At 69.1% G+C, this 14,294-nt stretch carries 14 protein-coding genes; 6 read left to right on the top strand and 8 right to left on the bottom strand.

Features of this window, described 5'->3' with window-relative positions:
- Nucleotides 1–83 precede the first annotated feature (83 nt).
- Complete coding sequence (locus tag ACJX2R_RS22785; RefSeq protein ID WP_413101635.1) at nucleotides 84–1,361, top strand: L,D-transpeptidase; 1,278 nt, start codon at nucleotides 84–86, stop codon at nucleotides 1,359–1,361.
- Nucleotides 1,362–1,634: 273 nt separating this feature from the next.
- The gene (locus tag ACJX2R_RS22780) at nucleotides 1,635–2,423 is read left to right on the top strand and encodes a VOC family protein (RefSeq protein ID WP_413101634.1); all 789 of its coding nucleotides are present in this window, start codon (nucleotides 1,635–1,637) and stop codon (nucleotides 2,421–2,423) included.
- Nucleotides 2,424–2,604: 181 nt separating this feature from the next.
- Here the strand turns inward: ACJX2R_RS22780 and ACJX2R_RS22775 are convergent, their stop codons facing one another.
- Nucleotides 2,605–4,068, bottom strand: a complete 1,464-nt coding sequence (locus ACJX2R_RS22775; RefSeq protein WP_413101633.1) for a DUF2079 domain-containing protein — start codon at nucleotides 4,066–4,068, stop codon at nucleotides 2,605–2,607.
- A gap of 83 nt (nucleotides 4,069–4,151) precedes the next feature.
- Here ACJX2R_RS22775 and ACJX2R_RS22770 point away from each other — a divergent pair, with 83 nt between their 5' ends.
- The 4 genes from ACJX2R_RS22770 to ACJX2R_RS22755 all read left to right on the top strand — a co-directional run bounded on the left by ACJX2R_RS22770 (nucleotide 4,152) and on the right by ACJX2R_RS22755 (nucleotide 7,117).
- A complete protein-coding gene (locus ACJX2R_RS22770) occupies nucleotides 4,152–4,835 on the top strand; it encodes an HNH endonuclease family protein (RefSeq protein WP_413101632.1) in 684 nt (227 codons plus the stop codon).
- Nucleotides 4,836–4,979: 144 nt separating this feature from the next.
- Nucleotides 4,980–5,597 carry a hypothetical protein gene (locus ACJX2R_RS22765; protein ID WP_413101631.1) on the top strand — a complete coding sequence of 206 codons (618 nt, stop codon included), beginning with the start codon at nucleotides 4,980–4,982 and terminating at the stop codon, nucleotides 5,595–5,597.
- 14 nt (nucleotides 5,598–5,611) lie between these two features.
- Complete coding sequence (locus tag ACJX2R_RS22760) at nucleotides 5,612–6,628, top strand: nucleoside triphosphate pyrophosphohydrolase (RefSeq protein WP_413101630.1); 1,017 nt, start codon at nucleotides 5,612–5,614, stop codon at nucleotides 6,626–6,628.
- Between the two features lie 69 nt (nucleotides 6,629–6,697).
- Nucleotides 6,698–7,117 (top strand): DUF6479 family protein, encoded by a 420-nt coding sequence (locus tag ACJX2R_RS22755; RefSeq protein ID WP_413101629.1) that lies wholly within the window; start codon nucleotides 6,698–6,700, stop codon nucleotides 7,115–7,117.
- 94 nt (nucleotides 7,118–7,211) lie between these two features.
- Here the strand turns inward: ACJX2R_RS22755 and ACJX2R_RS22750 are convergent, their stop codons facing one another.
- The 7 genes from ACJX2R_RS22750 to ACJX2R_RS22720 all read right to left on the bottom strand — a co-directional run bounded on the left by ACJX2R_RS22750 (nucleotide 7,212) and on the right by ACJX2R_RS22720 (nucleotide 14,012).
- On the bottom strand, nucleotides 7,212–8,585 hold the full coding sequence (locus ACJX2R_RS22750; protein ID WP_413101628.1) for a tryptophanase: 1,374 nt from the start codon (nucleotides 8,583–8,585) through the stop codon (nucleotides 7,212–7,214).
- 109 nt (nucleotides 8,586–8,694) lie between these two features.
- On the bottom strand, nucleotides 8,695–9,837 hold the full coding sequence (locus tag ACJX2R_RS22745; protein WP_413101627.1) for a tryptophan dimethylallyltransferase family protein: 1,143 nt from the start codon (nucleotides 9,835–9,837) through the stop codon (nucleotides 8,695–8,697).
- Nucleotides 9,838–10,182: 345 nt separating this feature from the next.
- Complete coding sequence (locus ACJX2R_RS22740) at nucleotides 10,183–11,529, bottom strand: cytochrome P450 (protein ID WP_413101626.1); 1,347 nt, start codon at nucleotides 11,527–11,529, stop codon at nucleotides 10,183–10,185.
- A gap of 9 nt (nucleotides 11,530–11,538) precedes the next feature.
- Nucleotides 11,539–12,129 carry a GTP-binding protein gene (locus tag ACJX2R_RS22735; RefSeq protein WP_262698999.1) on the bottom strand — a complete coding sequence of 197 codons (591 nt, stop codon included), beginning with the start codon at nucleotides 12,127–12,129 and terminating at the stop codon, nucleotides 11,539–11,541.
- Entirely contained in the window at nucleotides 12,104–12,475 is a 372-nt protein-coding gene (locus tag ACJX2R_RS22730; RefSeq protein WP_044574205.1) for a DUF742 domain-containing protein, read from the bottom strand. The genes ACJX2R_RS22735 and ACJX2R_RS22730 overlap by 26 nt, the downstream gene beginning before the upstream one ends.
- The gene (locus tag ACJX2R_RS22725; protein WP_037954446.1) at nucleotides 12,472–12,873 is read right to left on the bottom strand and encodes a roadblock/LC7 domain-containing protein; all 402 of its coding nucleotides are present in this window, start codon (nucleotides 12,871–12,873) and stop codon (nucleotides 12,472–12,474) included. The genes ACJX2R_RS22730 and ACJX2R_RS22725 overlap by 4 nt, the downstream gene beginning before the upstream one ends.
- On the bottom strand, nucleotides 12,870–14,012 hold the full coding sequence (locus ACJX2R_RS22720) for an ATP-binding protein (RefSeq protein WP_413101625.1): 1,143 nt from the start codon (nucleotides 14,010–14,012) through the stop codon (nucleotides 12,870–12,872). The genes ACJX2R_RS22725 and ACJX2R_RS22720 overlap by 4 nt, the downstream gene beginning before the upstream one ends.
- Nucleotides 14,013–14,294: the final 282 nt, after the last annotated feature.

The following is a 14,294-nucleotide window of genomic DNA, read 5'->3' as shown; positions in this document are numbered from 1 at the left end:
GTGCGTGGAACCGGCCAAAAGGTACAGGCGTTCTTATCGGGCAGGTCCGGGGTTTCTGGGGTCCAGATCAAGATCCAGGTCAAATGGAGAAGCGTGTGATGACGGACGGCAAGCGCCGTAAGGGGCTGGTGGCCGTGGCCGCCGTGCTCGGCGGCGTACTCACTCTGGCCGCGTGCGGCGGGGATGGCGGCGGCGACGACGCCAAGAACGACGGCAACAAGTCGCAGTCGCAGGTCGACGAGGCGGCGGCCAAGGACGCGTCGGACGCCCACATCAAGATCACGCCGAAGGCCGGTGCGACGAACGCGGGCATCAACAGTGACACCAAGGTCACGGTGAGCGAGGGCAAGCTCACCTCCGTCACGATGACGTCCGCGGCGACCGGCAATACCGTGGCCGGGACCATATCGCCCGACAAGACGTCCTGGAAGCCGAGCGGGCAGCTGGAGCGGGCCACTCAGTACAAGATCAAGGCGTCCGCCGAGGACTCCAAGGGCCGTAAGGCGACCGAGAACTCGTCCTTCACCACCGTCTCGCCCTCCAACAGCTTCATCGGCAACTTCACGCCGGAGGACGGCTCCACGGTCGGCGTGGGCATGCCGGTGTCCATCCGGTTCGACAAGGCGGTGACCAACAAGAAGGACGTCGAGTCCCACATCAAGGTCACCTCCAGCAGCGGCCAGCAGGTGGTCGGCCACTGGTTCGGCGGCGACCGGCTCGACCTGCGCCCGAAGGACTACTGGAAGGCGGGCTCGACCGTCTCCCTGAAGCTGGACCTGGACGGTGTCGAGGCGTCGCCCGGTGTCAAGGGCGTCCAGGAGAAGACGGTCAACTTCAAGATCGGCCGCTCCCAGGTCTCCACGGTGGACGCCGAGTCCAAGGAGATGAAAGTCGTCCGCGACGGCAAGCTGCTCAAGACCATCAAGATCTCGGCCGGCAGCCCCGAGAACACGACCTACAACGGTCAGATGGTGATCTCCGAGAAGTTCAAGGAGACCCGGATGAACGGTGCGACGGTCGGCTTCACGGACGACGACGGCAAGGGCGAGTACGACATCAAGGACGTGCCCCACGCGATGCGGCTGTCCACCTCGGGCACCTTCATCCACGGCAACTACTGGGGCGCCAAGTCCATCTTCGGCAACGTCAACACCAGCCACGGCTGTGTCGGTCTGTCGGACACCAAGGGCGCGGGCGACCCCAACACGGACGGCGCCTGGTTCTACGACAACTCCCAGGTCGGTGACGTCGTCATCGTGAAGAACTCCAAGGACAAGACCGTCCAGCCGGACAACGGCCTCAACGGATGGAACATGGACTGGAGCCAGTGGGTGGCCGGAAGCGCCGTCGGCGGCGCCTGACACACCCTCTTCTCACCACCGCCGGGCGGCGGTCGGCCTCCGGGCCGGCCGCCGCCCGGCTTCGTAACGGCTGCCTTGTAACGGCTGCTTCGTGCGGGTGCCTTGCGCCGCGGCCGGGAAGCCGTGCGCCGCGTTCACGGCCCGTCGGCGAACCGGTGCGCGCGGTAGCGGTCCGCGCCGAGTGGCGTGACGCCCGGGCCGGAGGAGAATGGGCCATGGGGGCATCCCGTACCGGCCGCACACGGCCGGAAGTGGCGATACGGAGGCGGCCCCATGACCGAAGTCACGTCCTATCAGCCCGGAACGCCCTGCTGGATCGATCTGATGGTCCCCGACCAACAGGCCGCCCTGGACTTCTACTCCGGGCTGTTCGGCTGGGAGGGGGAGATCGGCCCTCCGGAGACCGGCGGCTACGCGACCTGCACCCTGAGGGGCAAACCCGTCGCGGGGGTGATGTCCGCGCAGTCGGTGGGCGAGGAGGCCCCGCCGCCGACCGTCTGGACCACCTACTTCTGCTCCGCCGACGCCCAGGCCACCTCCGAGTCCATCAGCCGGGCCGGAGGCACCGTGCTGATGCCGGTCATGGATGTGATGGACCTCGGGCGGATGCTGGTGGCGGCCGACCCGCTGGGGGCCGTCTTCGGCGTCTGGCAGCCGCTCGGCTTCACCGGCGCGGGCCTCGTCAACGAGCCGGGGACGCTGATCTGGAACGAGCTCAACACCACCGACCGGGAGGCGGCTTCGGCCTTCTACGCGGAGGCGCTGGGCGTGGAGTCGACCCCCATGGAGGGCGAGGGCGCCGAGGGCTATTTCGCGCTCTCCGTCGACGGCCGCACGGTCGGCGGGCTCCAGCCGCTGCGGGAGGGGATGCCGCCGGAGGTGCCCCCGCACTGGCTGGTCTACTTCGCCGTCGAGGACACCGACCGTATTTCGGCCAAAGTATCCGCCGAGGGCGGTACGGTCCTCCGCCCGCCGTACGACATGGTGGCGGGCCGGATGTCACTGGTGAAGGATCCGCAAGGGGCCCCGTTCGCCCTGATCGCCCCGAAGCCCATGAGCTGAGGCGGCGCGGGAGCCCGGGCCGGGCTTACGGGGTGTCCGGCGGATCTTGACGCCTGCGGCGAGCCGTTCCCCTACCCGCCCCTTCCCGAAACTGGGGGCTTCGCCCCCAGACCCCGGGGTCGAGGGGCTGAGCCCCTCGTTACGGGAAGGGGCGGGTAGGGGAAAGACTCGCCGGACACCCCTAGCCCCGCTTGAGGACGAAGTAGCCGGACGTGGAGCCCACGGGCGTGTACGAGCTGCCCGGGTGGAGCTGCCCGGCGTACTCGATCACCTGCCGCTCGGTGCGCTCCGGCGGCTCCTGAAGGGCTATGTAGTCCGGCCGTACGCCTTGGGTGGCGCCCACCCACAACACCCGGCAGCGGCTGGTGAGCCGGCTTATCGGCCCGACGTTGGCCTCCACCGTCGCCCCGTCCGGGATCCGGTCCAGCAGCCGCTCCACCGCCCGCGTCTGCGGCGACTTGTCGTATGTGGCGCCCTGGGTGAGGCCGTACAGCGGCATGGAGGACGACAGCGCCAGGGCCGCGCCGCACACCGCGGCGGGCAGTTGACGGGCGTACGAGGCGAGCCAGGGCCGGTGGGTGTCGCGGACCCGGTCCAGGGCGTCCACCAGGGCCAGCAGGACGACCGGCATCAGCACCGCGCTGTAGTGCCAGTCCGTGCCCCAGTAGTGGTCGTCGTGGGAGAGGAAGCGCCAGCCGAGGGTGGGCACGGCGGCCAGCAGCAGCGGGGAGCGCAGCGCCAGCAGCCCGGTGGTCGGCAGCAGGATCCACAGCAGGGTGCGCAGCGCGGTGCCGAACGGGATCGTGCCGGTCTGGTCACCGCCGCCGCCGACCTTGTCCCAATAGTCGTACGACCCGGCGCCGTTGAAGCCGGGGATGACGACGCCGAGCGCGAGCGCCGAGACCGCGACGCCGAAGCCCACCAGCGCGACGGCGAGCGGGACGGCGCGGGGGCCGCGCTCCGGGTCGCGCCGGGCGCGGATCCAGACGACCGCGCCGATCGCGGCCACCGTGGCGCCCATGTCCTCCTTGACGAACACCAGCGGGGCGGCCCACAGCAGCGCCGCGTACCAGTGCCTGCGGATCACCGCCTCCAGGGAGAAGGCGATGAGCGGGATGGCGAAGCAGATCTCGTGGAAGTCGAAGTCCACGGCGCGCTGGAGGCCCCAGGACACCCCGTAGGCGATGCCGATCGCGAGCCCCCGGCCGCGCCCCAGCAGCCGGGCGGCGACGCGGGTGACGGGGACGGCGGAGACGGCGAACAGCGCCGCCTGCGCGACCAGCAGGGTGACCGGGCCGGGGAAGACCCGGTAGACGGGGCCGAGCAGGGCCGTTATGGGGCTGAAGTGGTCGCCGAGGATATTGGCGCCGGGGCCCTTGAGATCGGCTATCGGGGCCTGGAAGTGCGCGTACGCCCGTATCGCCTGCTCGAAGATGCCCAGGTCCCAGGACATGGTGGCCATGCGGCGGTAGCGGCAGACCGACAGCGCCGTGAAGGCGGCGAAGAGGGCGAGGGCCAGCCAGTACGGATCGGCCCCCGGCCGCCGCAGTACGCCTGCCCTCGCGAGAAGCCGGGTACGCCCCCCGATGACGGCGGTCGCCCCCTCGGCGCCGGTGCCGGGCGGAGCGGTTGCGGCCGTGTCCATCCAGGGTCCTTATCGTGTGGGCGGTCTGTGCGAAAAGATACGCGAAGGGGGCGGGAAGGTTGCAGGGACGGTTTCGCATACCGATGCGAAGTTCCGTGGCGGTGCTGGCCGCGCTGTTGGCGGTCGGCGGCTGCAAGGCCGGTGACCAGGACGGCAAGGGCGCTGACGAGGGCGGGAGCGGTCCGAGCCGGCCCGCGGCGTCCGGCTCGGCCCTGGCGGCTGTGTCCTCGCTCACAGTCAAAGGCCGTGCGCCGAAGACGGGTTACGAGCGGAGCGAGTTCGGCAGCTCGTGGGTGGACACCGATGACAACGGCTGCGGGACCCGCGATGACATCCTCAAGCGGGACCTGAAGGACGTGAGGTTCCGTGACGGCCACTGCCTGGTCGCCTCGGGCACGCTCACCGACGATCCGTACACCGGCCGCGATGTCCGGTTCGTCCGGGGCCGCAGCAAGGTGGACATCGACCATGTGGTCGCGCTGTCGGACGCCTGGCAGAAGGGCGCCCAGAAGTGGGACCGGGACAAGCGCCTGGAATTCGCCAACGATCCGCTCAATCTGATCGCCGTGGACGCCTCCGCCAACCGCCGTAAGGGCGACGGCGACGCGGCGACCTGGCTGCCGCCCAACAAGGCGTACCGCTGTGACTATGTGGCGCACCAGGTGGCGGTGAAGAAGACGTACGGGCTGTGGGTGACCGGCGCCGAGAAGGGCGCGATGAAGCGGGTGTTGGGCGGTTGCCCGAGCACGAAGTTGCCCGCGCGCTAGCTCGCGGAGGGCAGCGTCGGCCAGGAGGCTGACCAAGACCGTGGTGAATCGTTGTCCAAGCAGTGGCCTAGGCCGCGCCGACTCCATACCATCGATCAACGCCAGATCGTTTGTCGCGCCGCACGATCTCTGCCGGGAGGCTCAATGATCCGCCGCCGTACTGCGCTCACCGTCTCCGCCGCGTCCGCGCTGCTGCTCTCCGCACCGCTGATCACCGCGTGCGGAGACGCCCCGCGGCCCGGGGCCGCGGCGGTCCTGGACGGTGGCCGGATCACCGTGTCCCAGCTCCAGGCGCAGGTCAAGGCCGTCCGGCAGGCTCAGGGCAGTGACCCGAGGGCGGCCCAGATGGTCGCGGGCAGCGGCCGGCTGAGCCAGGACACACTGATCCGGATGATCCAGTTCCGGGTGATTGAGCGGGCCGGTGAGGACAACGGGATCAGCCCCAGCCGCCGCGAGGTCCAGCGCGCCCGCTCCGCCGCCGAGAAGCAGAGCGGCGGGGCCACCGCCCTGCGCGCCCTCTACCTCCAGCAGGGCATCGCGCCCGGCGGGATCGACGAGGCGGTCCGGATGGACCTCACGCGCAACGCGCTGCTGCGCAAGCTGGGCACCTCCAAGGTCAATGAGGTGTTCACGCAGACCTCCAAGGCGCTCGACATCCGGGTGAACCCCCGCTACGGAAAGTGGGACAACGCCCAGGGCACCGCCGTCCTGGCCAAGGAGGCCTGGCTGCGGACCTCCGGCGGTACCCCCGAGCAGGCGTAAGTTACGTTGCAAGGGTGACCGCACCTGACTCGCCCGCCCCCGTTGACGCCGCCCCCACCGGGCGCATCGTCCTTCTCACCACCAGTCACCGGGTGGCGCCCGGACTGCTGTCCTGGCCCGCCTGGCAGGTGCTGCGCGGTGCCGACCGGGTGCTCTCCGGCGACCCGGACCATCCGCAGCTGCCCTATCTGCGGGACGCGGGCGTCGAGGTCGAGCCTGGCGCGCCGGGCGCGCGCGAGCTGGTCGACTACTGCGTGGCGGAGGGCGGCCGCACGGCCGTCGTGATCACCTCCGCCGAGGGCGAGTCCGAGCTGACCGACGGGCTGGCGCGGCTGGCCGGATCCGGCCGCGAGGCGATGCCGGACCTGGAGCTGCTGCCCGGTTCCTACGATCTGCCGGGCGCGCGGCTGCTCGATCTGGTGCAGGTCATGGACCGGATCCGCGCCGAGTGCCCGTGGAGCGGCACCCGGACCAACGAGGAGCTGGTGAAGTACGGCATCGAGGAGGCGTACGAACTCGTCGAGGCCATCGAGGAGGGCGACCGCGAGGCGCTGCTCGAGGAGCTCGGCGATGTGCTGCTCCAGGTCGTCTTCCACGCCCGGATCGCCCAGGACGACCCCGAGCACCCGTTCTCGATCGACGATGTGGCGGGCGGCATCGTGGAGAAGTTGATCCACCGCCATCCGCATGTCTTCGGCGACGAGGCCGCCGAGACCCCGGAGGACGTCCGGCGCCACTGGCTGCGGACCAAGGCGGCCGAGAAGCGGCGCGATTCGGTCACCGAAGGGGTGCCGCTCGGCCAGCCCTCGCTCGCGCTGACCGCCAAGCTGGCCTTCCGCGCCCGGATGGCCGGGCTCGACGTGGCCCTGCCGGACGGGGCGGGCATCGGCTATGAGCTGCTGGCGCTCGCGGTGCGGGCCGAGGCGGAGGGCGTGGACCCGGAGGCGGCGCTGCGCGCGGCGGCCCGCGCGTACCGCGACGCGATCCGGGCGGCGGAGGGGCCCGCGGCGGAGGGGCCCGCGGCGCGGTGACGACGCGGGCCGGGTGTGACGCCGATGAGGCCGGAGTGATATCCGGGCGGGCCCGGGTACCCGGCCGCCATGGATACGTACACCGAGGATCTCGCCGTGACCCGGGACCTGCTGGTCGGGACGGGGCCGTTCATCGTCGGGCTGGTGGTCGTGATCCTGTGCTTCGGGGCCGTGTGGTGGGGGATACGGCTACGGGCCCGTGAGCCGGTCCCGCCCCAGCAGCCGCAACGCCGCGCCGGTTCCTGGCAGAAGGTCCAGGAGGCCGACCAGGAGGCGCGGGCGGCGGGCCATGGCCCGGGGCACCAGGACGACGAGGACAGCGTCGGCTACGTCACCCAGAACCGCGAGCCCCATGAGGTGGATCGGGACGGCCGCCGCCGGTTCCCGTCCGAGCTGGGCGGCCCCGGGACCCGCGACTCCGGCAAGCGCGGCACCGAGGACCGGCCCAACTGGCGCGAGGGCAGGAGCGGCTCGTTCGGCAACGGCTGAGGCGTACGGGGCGGGACGCGCGAGACGTACGTACGGCGCGGGCCCGGCACCAGTGGTGTCCGGTGCCGGGCCCGCGCGTGCGGCCGTGCGGAGCTCAGCCCCTGATGGGCACCGGCTCCAGCGTGGCGCGGAAGTGACGCAGGATCGGGGACTGGTCGGTGATCCGGAAGCCGTAGACCTGGTCCGCGTTCTTGGCGATCTTCGCGAGCGTCTCGCCCACGTGGTCGTAGTGGCTGCGGGTGTAGACCCGGCGCGGCAGGGCGAGCCTGACCAGCTCGTACGGCGCGCTCTTGATCGGGTTTCCGTGCTCGTCCTCCTCACCGAGATAGAGCGACCCCAGCTCGGCCGAGCGGATGCCGCCCTCCAGATAGAGCTGGCAGGCCAGGGCGTGGCCGGGGTAGTGGTGCGGCGGGATGTGCGGCAGCAACCGCCCGGCGTTGAGGTAGAGCGCGTGCATGCCCGGCGGCTCGACGATGTCCACGCCCGCGGCGCGGACCCGGTGGGCGAGGTGGGAGGCGATCTCGGCGCGCTCGGCGAGATAGCTCGGCTCGGTCACCTCGGTCAGCCCCTGCGCCATCATGTCGAGGTCGCGCCCGGCCAGACCGCCGTAGGTCGCGAACCCCTCGGTGGCGATGAGGAGCAGCTCGCACTTCTGGGCGAGCTCCGGGTCGTTGGTGCCGATGAAGCCGCCGATGTGGACGATGCCGTCCTTCTTGGCGCTCATCATGCAGCCGTCCGCCAGGCGGAACGCCTCCTCCGCGACCTGCCGCGGGGTGCGGTCGCGGTAGCCCAGCTCATGGCGGGTGACCAGCCAGGCGTTCTCGGCGAACCGGGCGGCGTCCAGGAAGAGCGGCACCCCGTGCTGACGGCACAGGGCGGCCGTCCGCTTGAGGTTCTCCATGGACACGGGCTGGCCGCCGCCGCCGTTGTTGGTGATGGTCATGACGACCACGGCGACCCGGGAGCCATCGGGCCCGGACAGCGTCCGGGCGAGCGCGTCCAGGTCGATGTTGCCCTTGAACGGGTCGGTGCTGTCGAGGTTCTTGGCCTCGGGGCACGGCAGGTCGCGCGCCTCGGCGCCGTTCAGCTCGACATTGGCCCGGGTGGTGTCGAAGTGGGTGTTCGACAGCACGAGGTCGCCGCGCTCCAGCAGGGTGGTGAACAGCACGCGCTCGGCGGCGCGCCCCTGGTGGGCGGGGAGGATATGGGCGTAGCCGGTGAGCTCGGTGACCGTCTCGTGGAAGCGGTAGAACGAGCGGGAGCCCGAGTAGGACTCGTCGCCCGCCATCCCCGCGGCGAGCTGGGCGGCGGACAGCGCACCGGTGCCCGAGTCGGTGAGCAGGTCGATGGTCACCTCTTCGGCGCGCAGGTCGAAGAGGTTGTAGTTGACACGCTTCAGCGCCGCTTCGCGCTGCTGCCTTGTGGTGACGGGTATCGGTTCGACGACCTTGATCCTGTACGGTTCCACGCTGCCCCTGCTCCTGTCTGTTCGTCGTTCGGTGTTTCGGCGTGCTCGGCGTGCGGTGTCCCGGAGTTCGGTGTCCCGGCGTGCTCGGTGTGCGGTGTCCGGGCGGAGTTCAGAGCCGAGCCCGCACCCGGTCACGGGTGGGGACCGTCTCGCGGGGCGGCCGGGTCTCGTACGCCTCGGAGGAGACGTAGACGGTCACCCGCCGCGGCCGGCCGCGCTGGTGGACCAGTGCCAGATAGGCGATCAGGCCCACGCCGTCGCCGAGGGGACGCGGGCTCACGGCGGCCAGCGCCCGGTCGAGGGCCGCGCTGTCCATGCCATTGCTGCGCAGTACGGCCACGGCCCGCTCCCGCGCCTCGCCGTCGTGCCGGACATAGTCGCGGACGGGCACGTGGAGCGTGTATCCGCTGGGCAGTCCGGTCGCCGTCTCCGTGAAGGAGTGGCAGGTGAGGGCGGGGCGCCCGGTGAGCCGGTCGGCGTCCTCGTCGTCGGCGAGGTCCCCGGCGGGGAAGTCACCGACGGTGCGGAAGAACTCCTCCAGCCCCTCCCGGCCCGGTGCGGGGGTCATCCGGGGCAGGGAGCCCGCGTCGGCGGGGGACATCCCGGGGTGCCTGAGGTAGACCTTCACCCGCGGGGCGTCCCAGTCGCCGAGGTCCAGGGCGAAGAACGGGAAGCCCTCCGCCCGGGGCAGCGAGTCGAACGCCTCCCGATGGCCCAGCCTGGCCAGCGCCTCGCGGACCGTCTCGGCGGCCCGGTCGGCGCCGTTCGCCGAGGGGTTGAGGTAGACCTTGACCCCGGGGACGCCGCCGGGGCGGAGCTCCAGGGCGCACCACAGGGCCATCGGGCCCTCGAGGGACGGGGGGAGGAACAGGTCCTCGATCCGGTCGAGCTGGTCGGTCGAGAACCCCCAGCGGTCCGCCATGGCGTGAATCGATCGCAGACCGGCCCGGCCGTTCTTCGCCAGGTCGTCCCCGCTGGAGCAGCCCGGCTCGACCAGCACCCGCAGGTCCGGGGTCTGGCCCGGCAGGAAGGCCAGGGAGAACTCGACGGGGCTGTGGTCGTCGGAGAGAAAGGTGTGCGACGGGGGCGGCTGCGCCAACGGCCGTCCGGCCGTGGCCCCCAGACTCTCGATCAACACCCCTGTGTACGCGGCCGTATCGGCCTCGCTCAGCCCCGCCACATGGCACAGCCGGGTCAGCTGGCCCGTGGCGAGGTCACCGAGCAGTGCGTCACCCGAGCGGAAACCGTTCATCGAACCTCCCGCTGAATCGAGAGGAACGGCTGTTTTGGTTTAGGCGGTGGGGATACCCGGTGCTCCCGTACCACGAGAAGATACCCGCCCCGTGGGGCGGGTATCTGGGTTCCCATCGCGTGTGCTTCCGCGAAATTAGGGTAGGTGTTCGATTGGCCGCGGGGGTGGGGGTGCGGTCGGGATATGAGTGGTACCGCTGATCGTCGACCGACAGTGATGTCGTCGGCGGCGGGAGACCTCACGACAGCTCCTCTTAGATTTTGGCCAACATAAATTGCGCAACACTGCCTACCCGTTCACTTGAACATTCATGCGGTATGAAATGGGTTCCCGATGTGACCTAGATCACGCCCTCCACCACGAGAGGAACGAACTCCACAAGCCGCCCTTCTCCTGCTTATTCTGGGCGTGGGCGCGATGCTCTCCCGTGGGGATCTGTTGCTGCGTAACGGGCTGTTTTTCCGTACGTATCGGAGTGAATCGGGCAGGTAGTGCGGTCAGTCCTCGGTTGAACGGGCCGGGGCGCCACGTCAGGCTCGACTCGGGTACCGCGAGCTCGATGTCCGGCAGCCTGTTGAGCAGTTTTTCGATGGCCACCACACCGATGAGCTGGGAGGTGTCCTTGGCCGGGCAGGCGTGCGGACCGGCGCTCCAGGCCAGGTGAGCGCGCTTGCTGAGCTGCTGCCGGGAGGCGGACAGTGCGGGGTCGCTGTTCGCGGCCGCGATGGACACCAGCACCAGATCGCCCGCCCGCAGCCGGGTCCCGGCGAAGTCCACATCGGTAACCGGGTAATGCGGAGCGTAATTGGCCATCGGCGGGCTGTTCCACAGCACATCGTCGAGGGCGTCCTCGACCAGCAGCCCGGCCCCCGCGTACCGCTCGTCCGAGAGCAGGAGCAGCAGCGCATTGGCGATGAGATTCCGCTGCGGCTCGGCACCGGAACCCAGCAGCAGCACCAGCTGATGAGCCATTTCCTCATCATTGAGCTGGGCATGGTGTTCCATAAGCCAGGAGGTGACATCGTCACCGGGCTGCTTGCGCTTCAGTGCGACGAGTTCGCCGACGCTCTGGCCGAGTACCTCGTTCGCCTTCTCCGCATTGATTCCGTCGAATATCCCGGAAATGCCGAAGATGACCCGGTCGCCGATTTCCGCCGGGCATCCGAAAAGCTCATTGAAAACAAACAGCGGCAGCAGTTTGGCATAATCGTTGAGCAGATCGGCCGAGCCGCGGGAGATGAACTGGTCCATCAGATATTCCGCGACGCGTTCGACATGGCGGCTCAGTCGATGCGTGTCCACCCGGGCCAGGCTGTCGGTCACCGCCTGCCGTAGCCGCATATGCTCGGCGCCGTCCGTGAACATGCAGTTCGGCCGGTACTCCAGCAGCGGGACGACCGGATTGTCCCGGGAGACCTTGCCCTCGTTGTATTCACGCCAGCGGCGCGAGTCCTTCCGGAAGGTGTCCGGGTTCTGTAGCAGCTGGAGCGCCGCCGAGTAGTCCGTGACCAGCGTGGCCTCGACGCCGGGGGAGAGTTCCACCGGCGCGGTCGGCCCGTACGAGCGCATATAGGTGTAGTAGGCACCCGGATCGGCGGCGAACTCCGTCCCGTACAGCGGCACCCGCTTGCCGCTGCCATGAGCCGGGCAGCCGGGTGGTGGCGCCGCCGGAAAATCCGATTGCATGTTCATCAGGTGCTCCTAGCGGGTACGTTCCTGTAGGTAACGGACAAGCGTTATCAGCGCGTTGGCCGATGACTTCTCGTCACGTGCGTCACAGGTGACGATCGGGGTCTCGGGCAGCAGGTCGAGCGCCTCGCGCAATTCGTCGTCGGGGCGGTCCGGCGTGCCGTCGAAGTGGTTGACGGAAATCGCATAGGGCAGTCCGTAGTGCTCCACCAGGTCGATCACCGGGAAGGATTCCTTGAGCCGTTCCGGATCGACGAGGATCAGTGCCCCGAGAGCGCCTCGGGTCATGTCCTCCCACACCTGGACGAAGCGCTCCTGTCCGGGCGTGCCGAAGAGATACAGGACAAGTCTGTCGCTGAGCGTGAGCCGGCCGAAGTCCATGGCCACGGTGGTCGTGGTCTTGCCCCGGGTGCCCATGAGGTCGTCAATATGGGCTCCGGCCTGAGTCATCCGCTCCTCGGTGCGCAGCGGAGGAATCTCGGACATGGTGCCGATGAACGTCGTCTTTCCGACCGCGAAATGCCCCACGACCAGGATCTTGGCCGCGATCTGCACCGCTTCGTTCAGATAGACGTCATCATCCGAAACGGGCCTGGAGCCCATCCAGCACCTCCTGAAGGAGCGAAACGTCGACAAGCTGCGCGGGAGGCGCGGGTGCGCGGGTGACGAGGTATCCGTCCGAGGAGAGATCGGACAGCAGGACCTTCACGATGCCGATCGGAAGTCCCATGTGTCCGGCTATCTCCGCGACCGAGAGATAACCACCCGAGCACAGCTCCAGGAGCCCGCGCTTCTCCGGGTCGAGATGGCTGGGGGGTCTCTCTTCGGAGGCGGTGACCAGCGTGATCAGGTTGAACTGGTCGTTCTCCGGAAGCCCTCGACCGTTGGTGATGACGTACGGTCGCACTAACTGAGCGGATTCGGGCTCCTGCTCGCCTGGCGCCGTCATGCCTGAATTCCGGTGTTTTCGCGAGGTGGTGTGGTCAGCGCCTTGCCGAGCTGCCCGACGAGCTGCTGCATCCGGAAGGTGATGTCGGCCATGTCGACATCCGGTGCCGAGGAGACCGCCAGATACGCGCCCTCACCCGCGGAGATGAGGAAGACCCAGCCACCGTCGAACTCGACCAGGGTCTGGCGCCACGTCATATGGGGGCCACCGCAGAAGCCGGCCATGGTGCGGCTCAGCGACTGGATGCCGCTCATCGCCGCCGCGACGGTGTCGGCCTCGTCCTTTTTGACCTCTTGAGAACGGGCCATCAGCAGACCGTCGGCGGAAACCAGGATCGCATGACGAGCCCCTGGTACTTCCAGGGCGCTCTCAAGCATCCATGACAGGTCGTTGTTCACTGAGGATCATGCCCTTCCCTGTTCGGGTTTGCTGCTGAGCGGCCGGACTGCGTGCCGCGCTGGAACGCGCCCATGATCGATGCGGTTTCCTCGCTCGTCCGGGCCGCGGCAGTGGTGTCCGCTCTCGGGACGATGGAAATCGCGCCCTTACGGCGGCGCTTGGGCAGGCCCCCGGCGGTGGAACCGCCCACGGTGGAACTGGTCATGGTGGAACCGCTCGGCTCCGGCTGCTCGGCCGCCGCGGGAGCTTGGGTCGTCGGCTGCTCTTCCGGCTCGGGCATATTGGTCAGAAGGTCCTCGGGGAGAAGCACGACCGCGCGAACACCACCGTACGGAGAGGCCGAATCGACGGACACCGTGAAGCCATAGCGCGCGGCGAGCACACCGATCACCGCGAAACCGAACTGCGGCGGATTGCCCAGTCCCGTTACACCGGTGGCGTGCGTGGCCGAGAGCAGCTTGTCCGCCCGGTTCTTCTCCTCCTCGTTCATACCGACGCCGGCGTCGTCGATGATGACGCAGACGCCCTTGGGGACGGTGCGAATGGTGATGTCGATGGGCGAGTCGGGCGCGGAGTAACTGGTCGCGTTGTCCAGAAGCTCGGCCAGCGCCAGCGCGACCGGTTCCACGGCCCGGCTGACCAGGGCGAAATTGCTCTGCGAGCGGATTTCCACCCGGGTGTAGTGACGGATGCGGCCCTTGGCGCTGCGCACCACGTCGTAGACCGAGGCGACGGCTCGCTGCCGGCCCAGCCAGCCGTCACAGAGCACCGCGATGGACTGCGCACGCCGACCGAACTGCGAGTTCATATGGTCGATCTCCAGGAGGTCCTGGAGAAGCTGGTGCTCGCCGTACTTGTCCTGCGTCTTGGAGATGGCCAGCTGCTGCTCGTTGGCGAGACCCTGAAGGGTACGCATGGCGGACTTCAGCGCGCTCTTGGTGGCCTCTTCGGCGCGGTTGTGGGCCTCCTGCACCGCCTCGGCGTAATTGTTCTCGAGGTCGGCCGCGCGTTTCTCTAGCTCCGCCTTCTCCTGGCGCAGATTCGCTCGCGCCTTCCGTCCGCGGATAATGGCGGTTGCGGCGAGAGGCGTGCCAGCGATCAGGGCCCAGAGCGCTGGATCCTGTAGATATTGCGTCATTGAGACTCTCTTTAAACGACTAGACCGCCAGGGACTTTAGGGAGGTGTGGTGCGTTATGCGTCTGGAATGGTCGGGGCGGCGGTAAGTCAGCGCCCGTACGGCGCCCGCGGGTTCCGGGGACATCGCACTCGTCTTGCCGACGGCAGCGCACAGGCGTGGGTGCGCCGGAACGGCTCCATATGCCCGACTGGCGGCATAATGCTCCTCAGAGTGGGGATCCTCTCGGCGTGATGTGCCGGATCGCCGTGTGTCTTACGCGCCCTTGGCTCGCCTGGCAAGCG

The sequence above is a fragment of the Streptomyces sp. Inha503 genome (assembly GCF_047215865.1).
GTDB lineage: Bacteria > Actinomycetota > Actinomycetes > Streptomycetales > Streptomycetaceae > Streptomyces > Streptomyces lycopersici.
The sequence above is the reverse complement of the archived record's forward strand: the minus strand, read 5'-3'. Positions and strand labels throughout refer to the sequence as shown.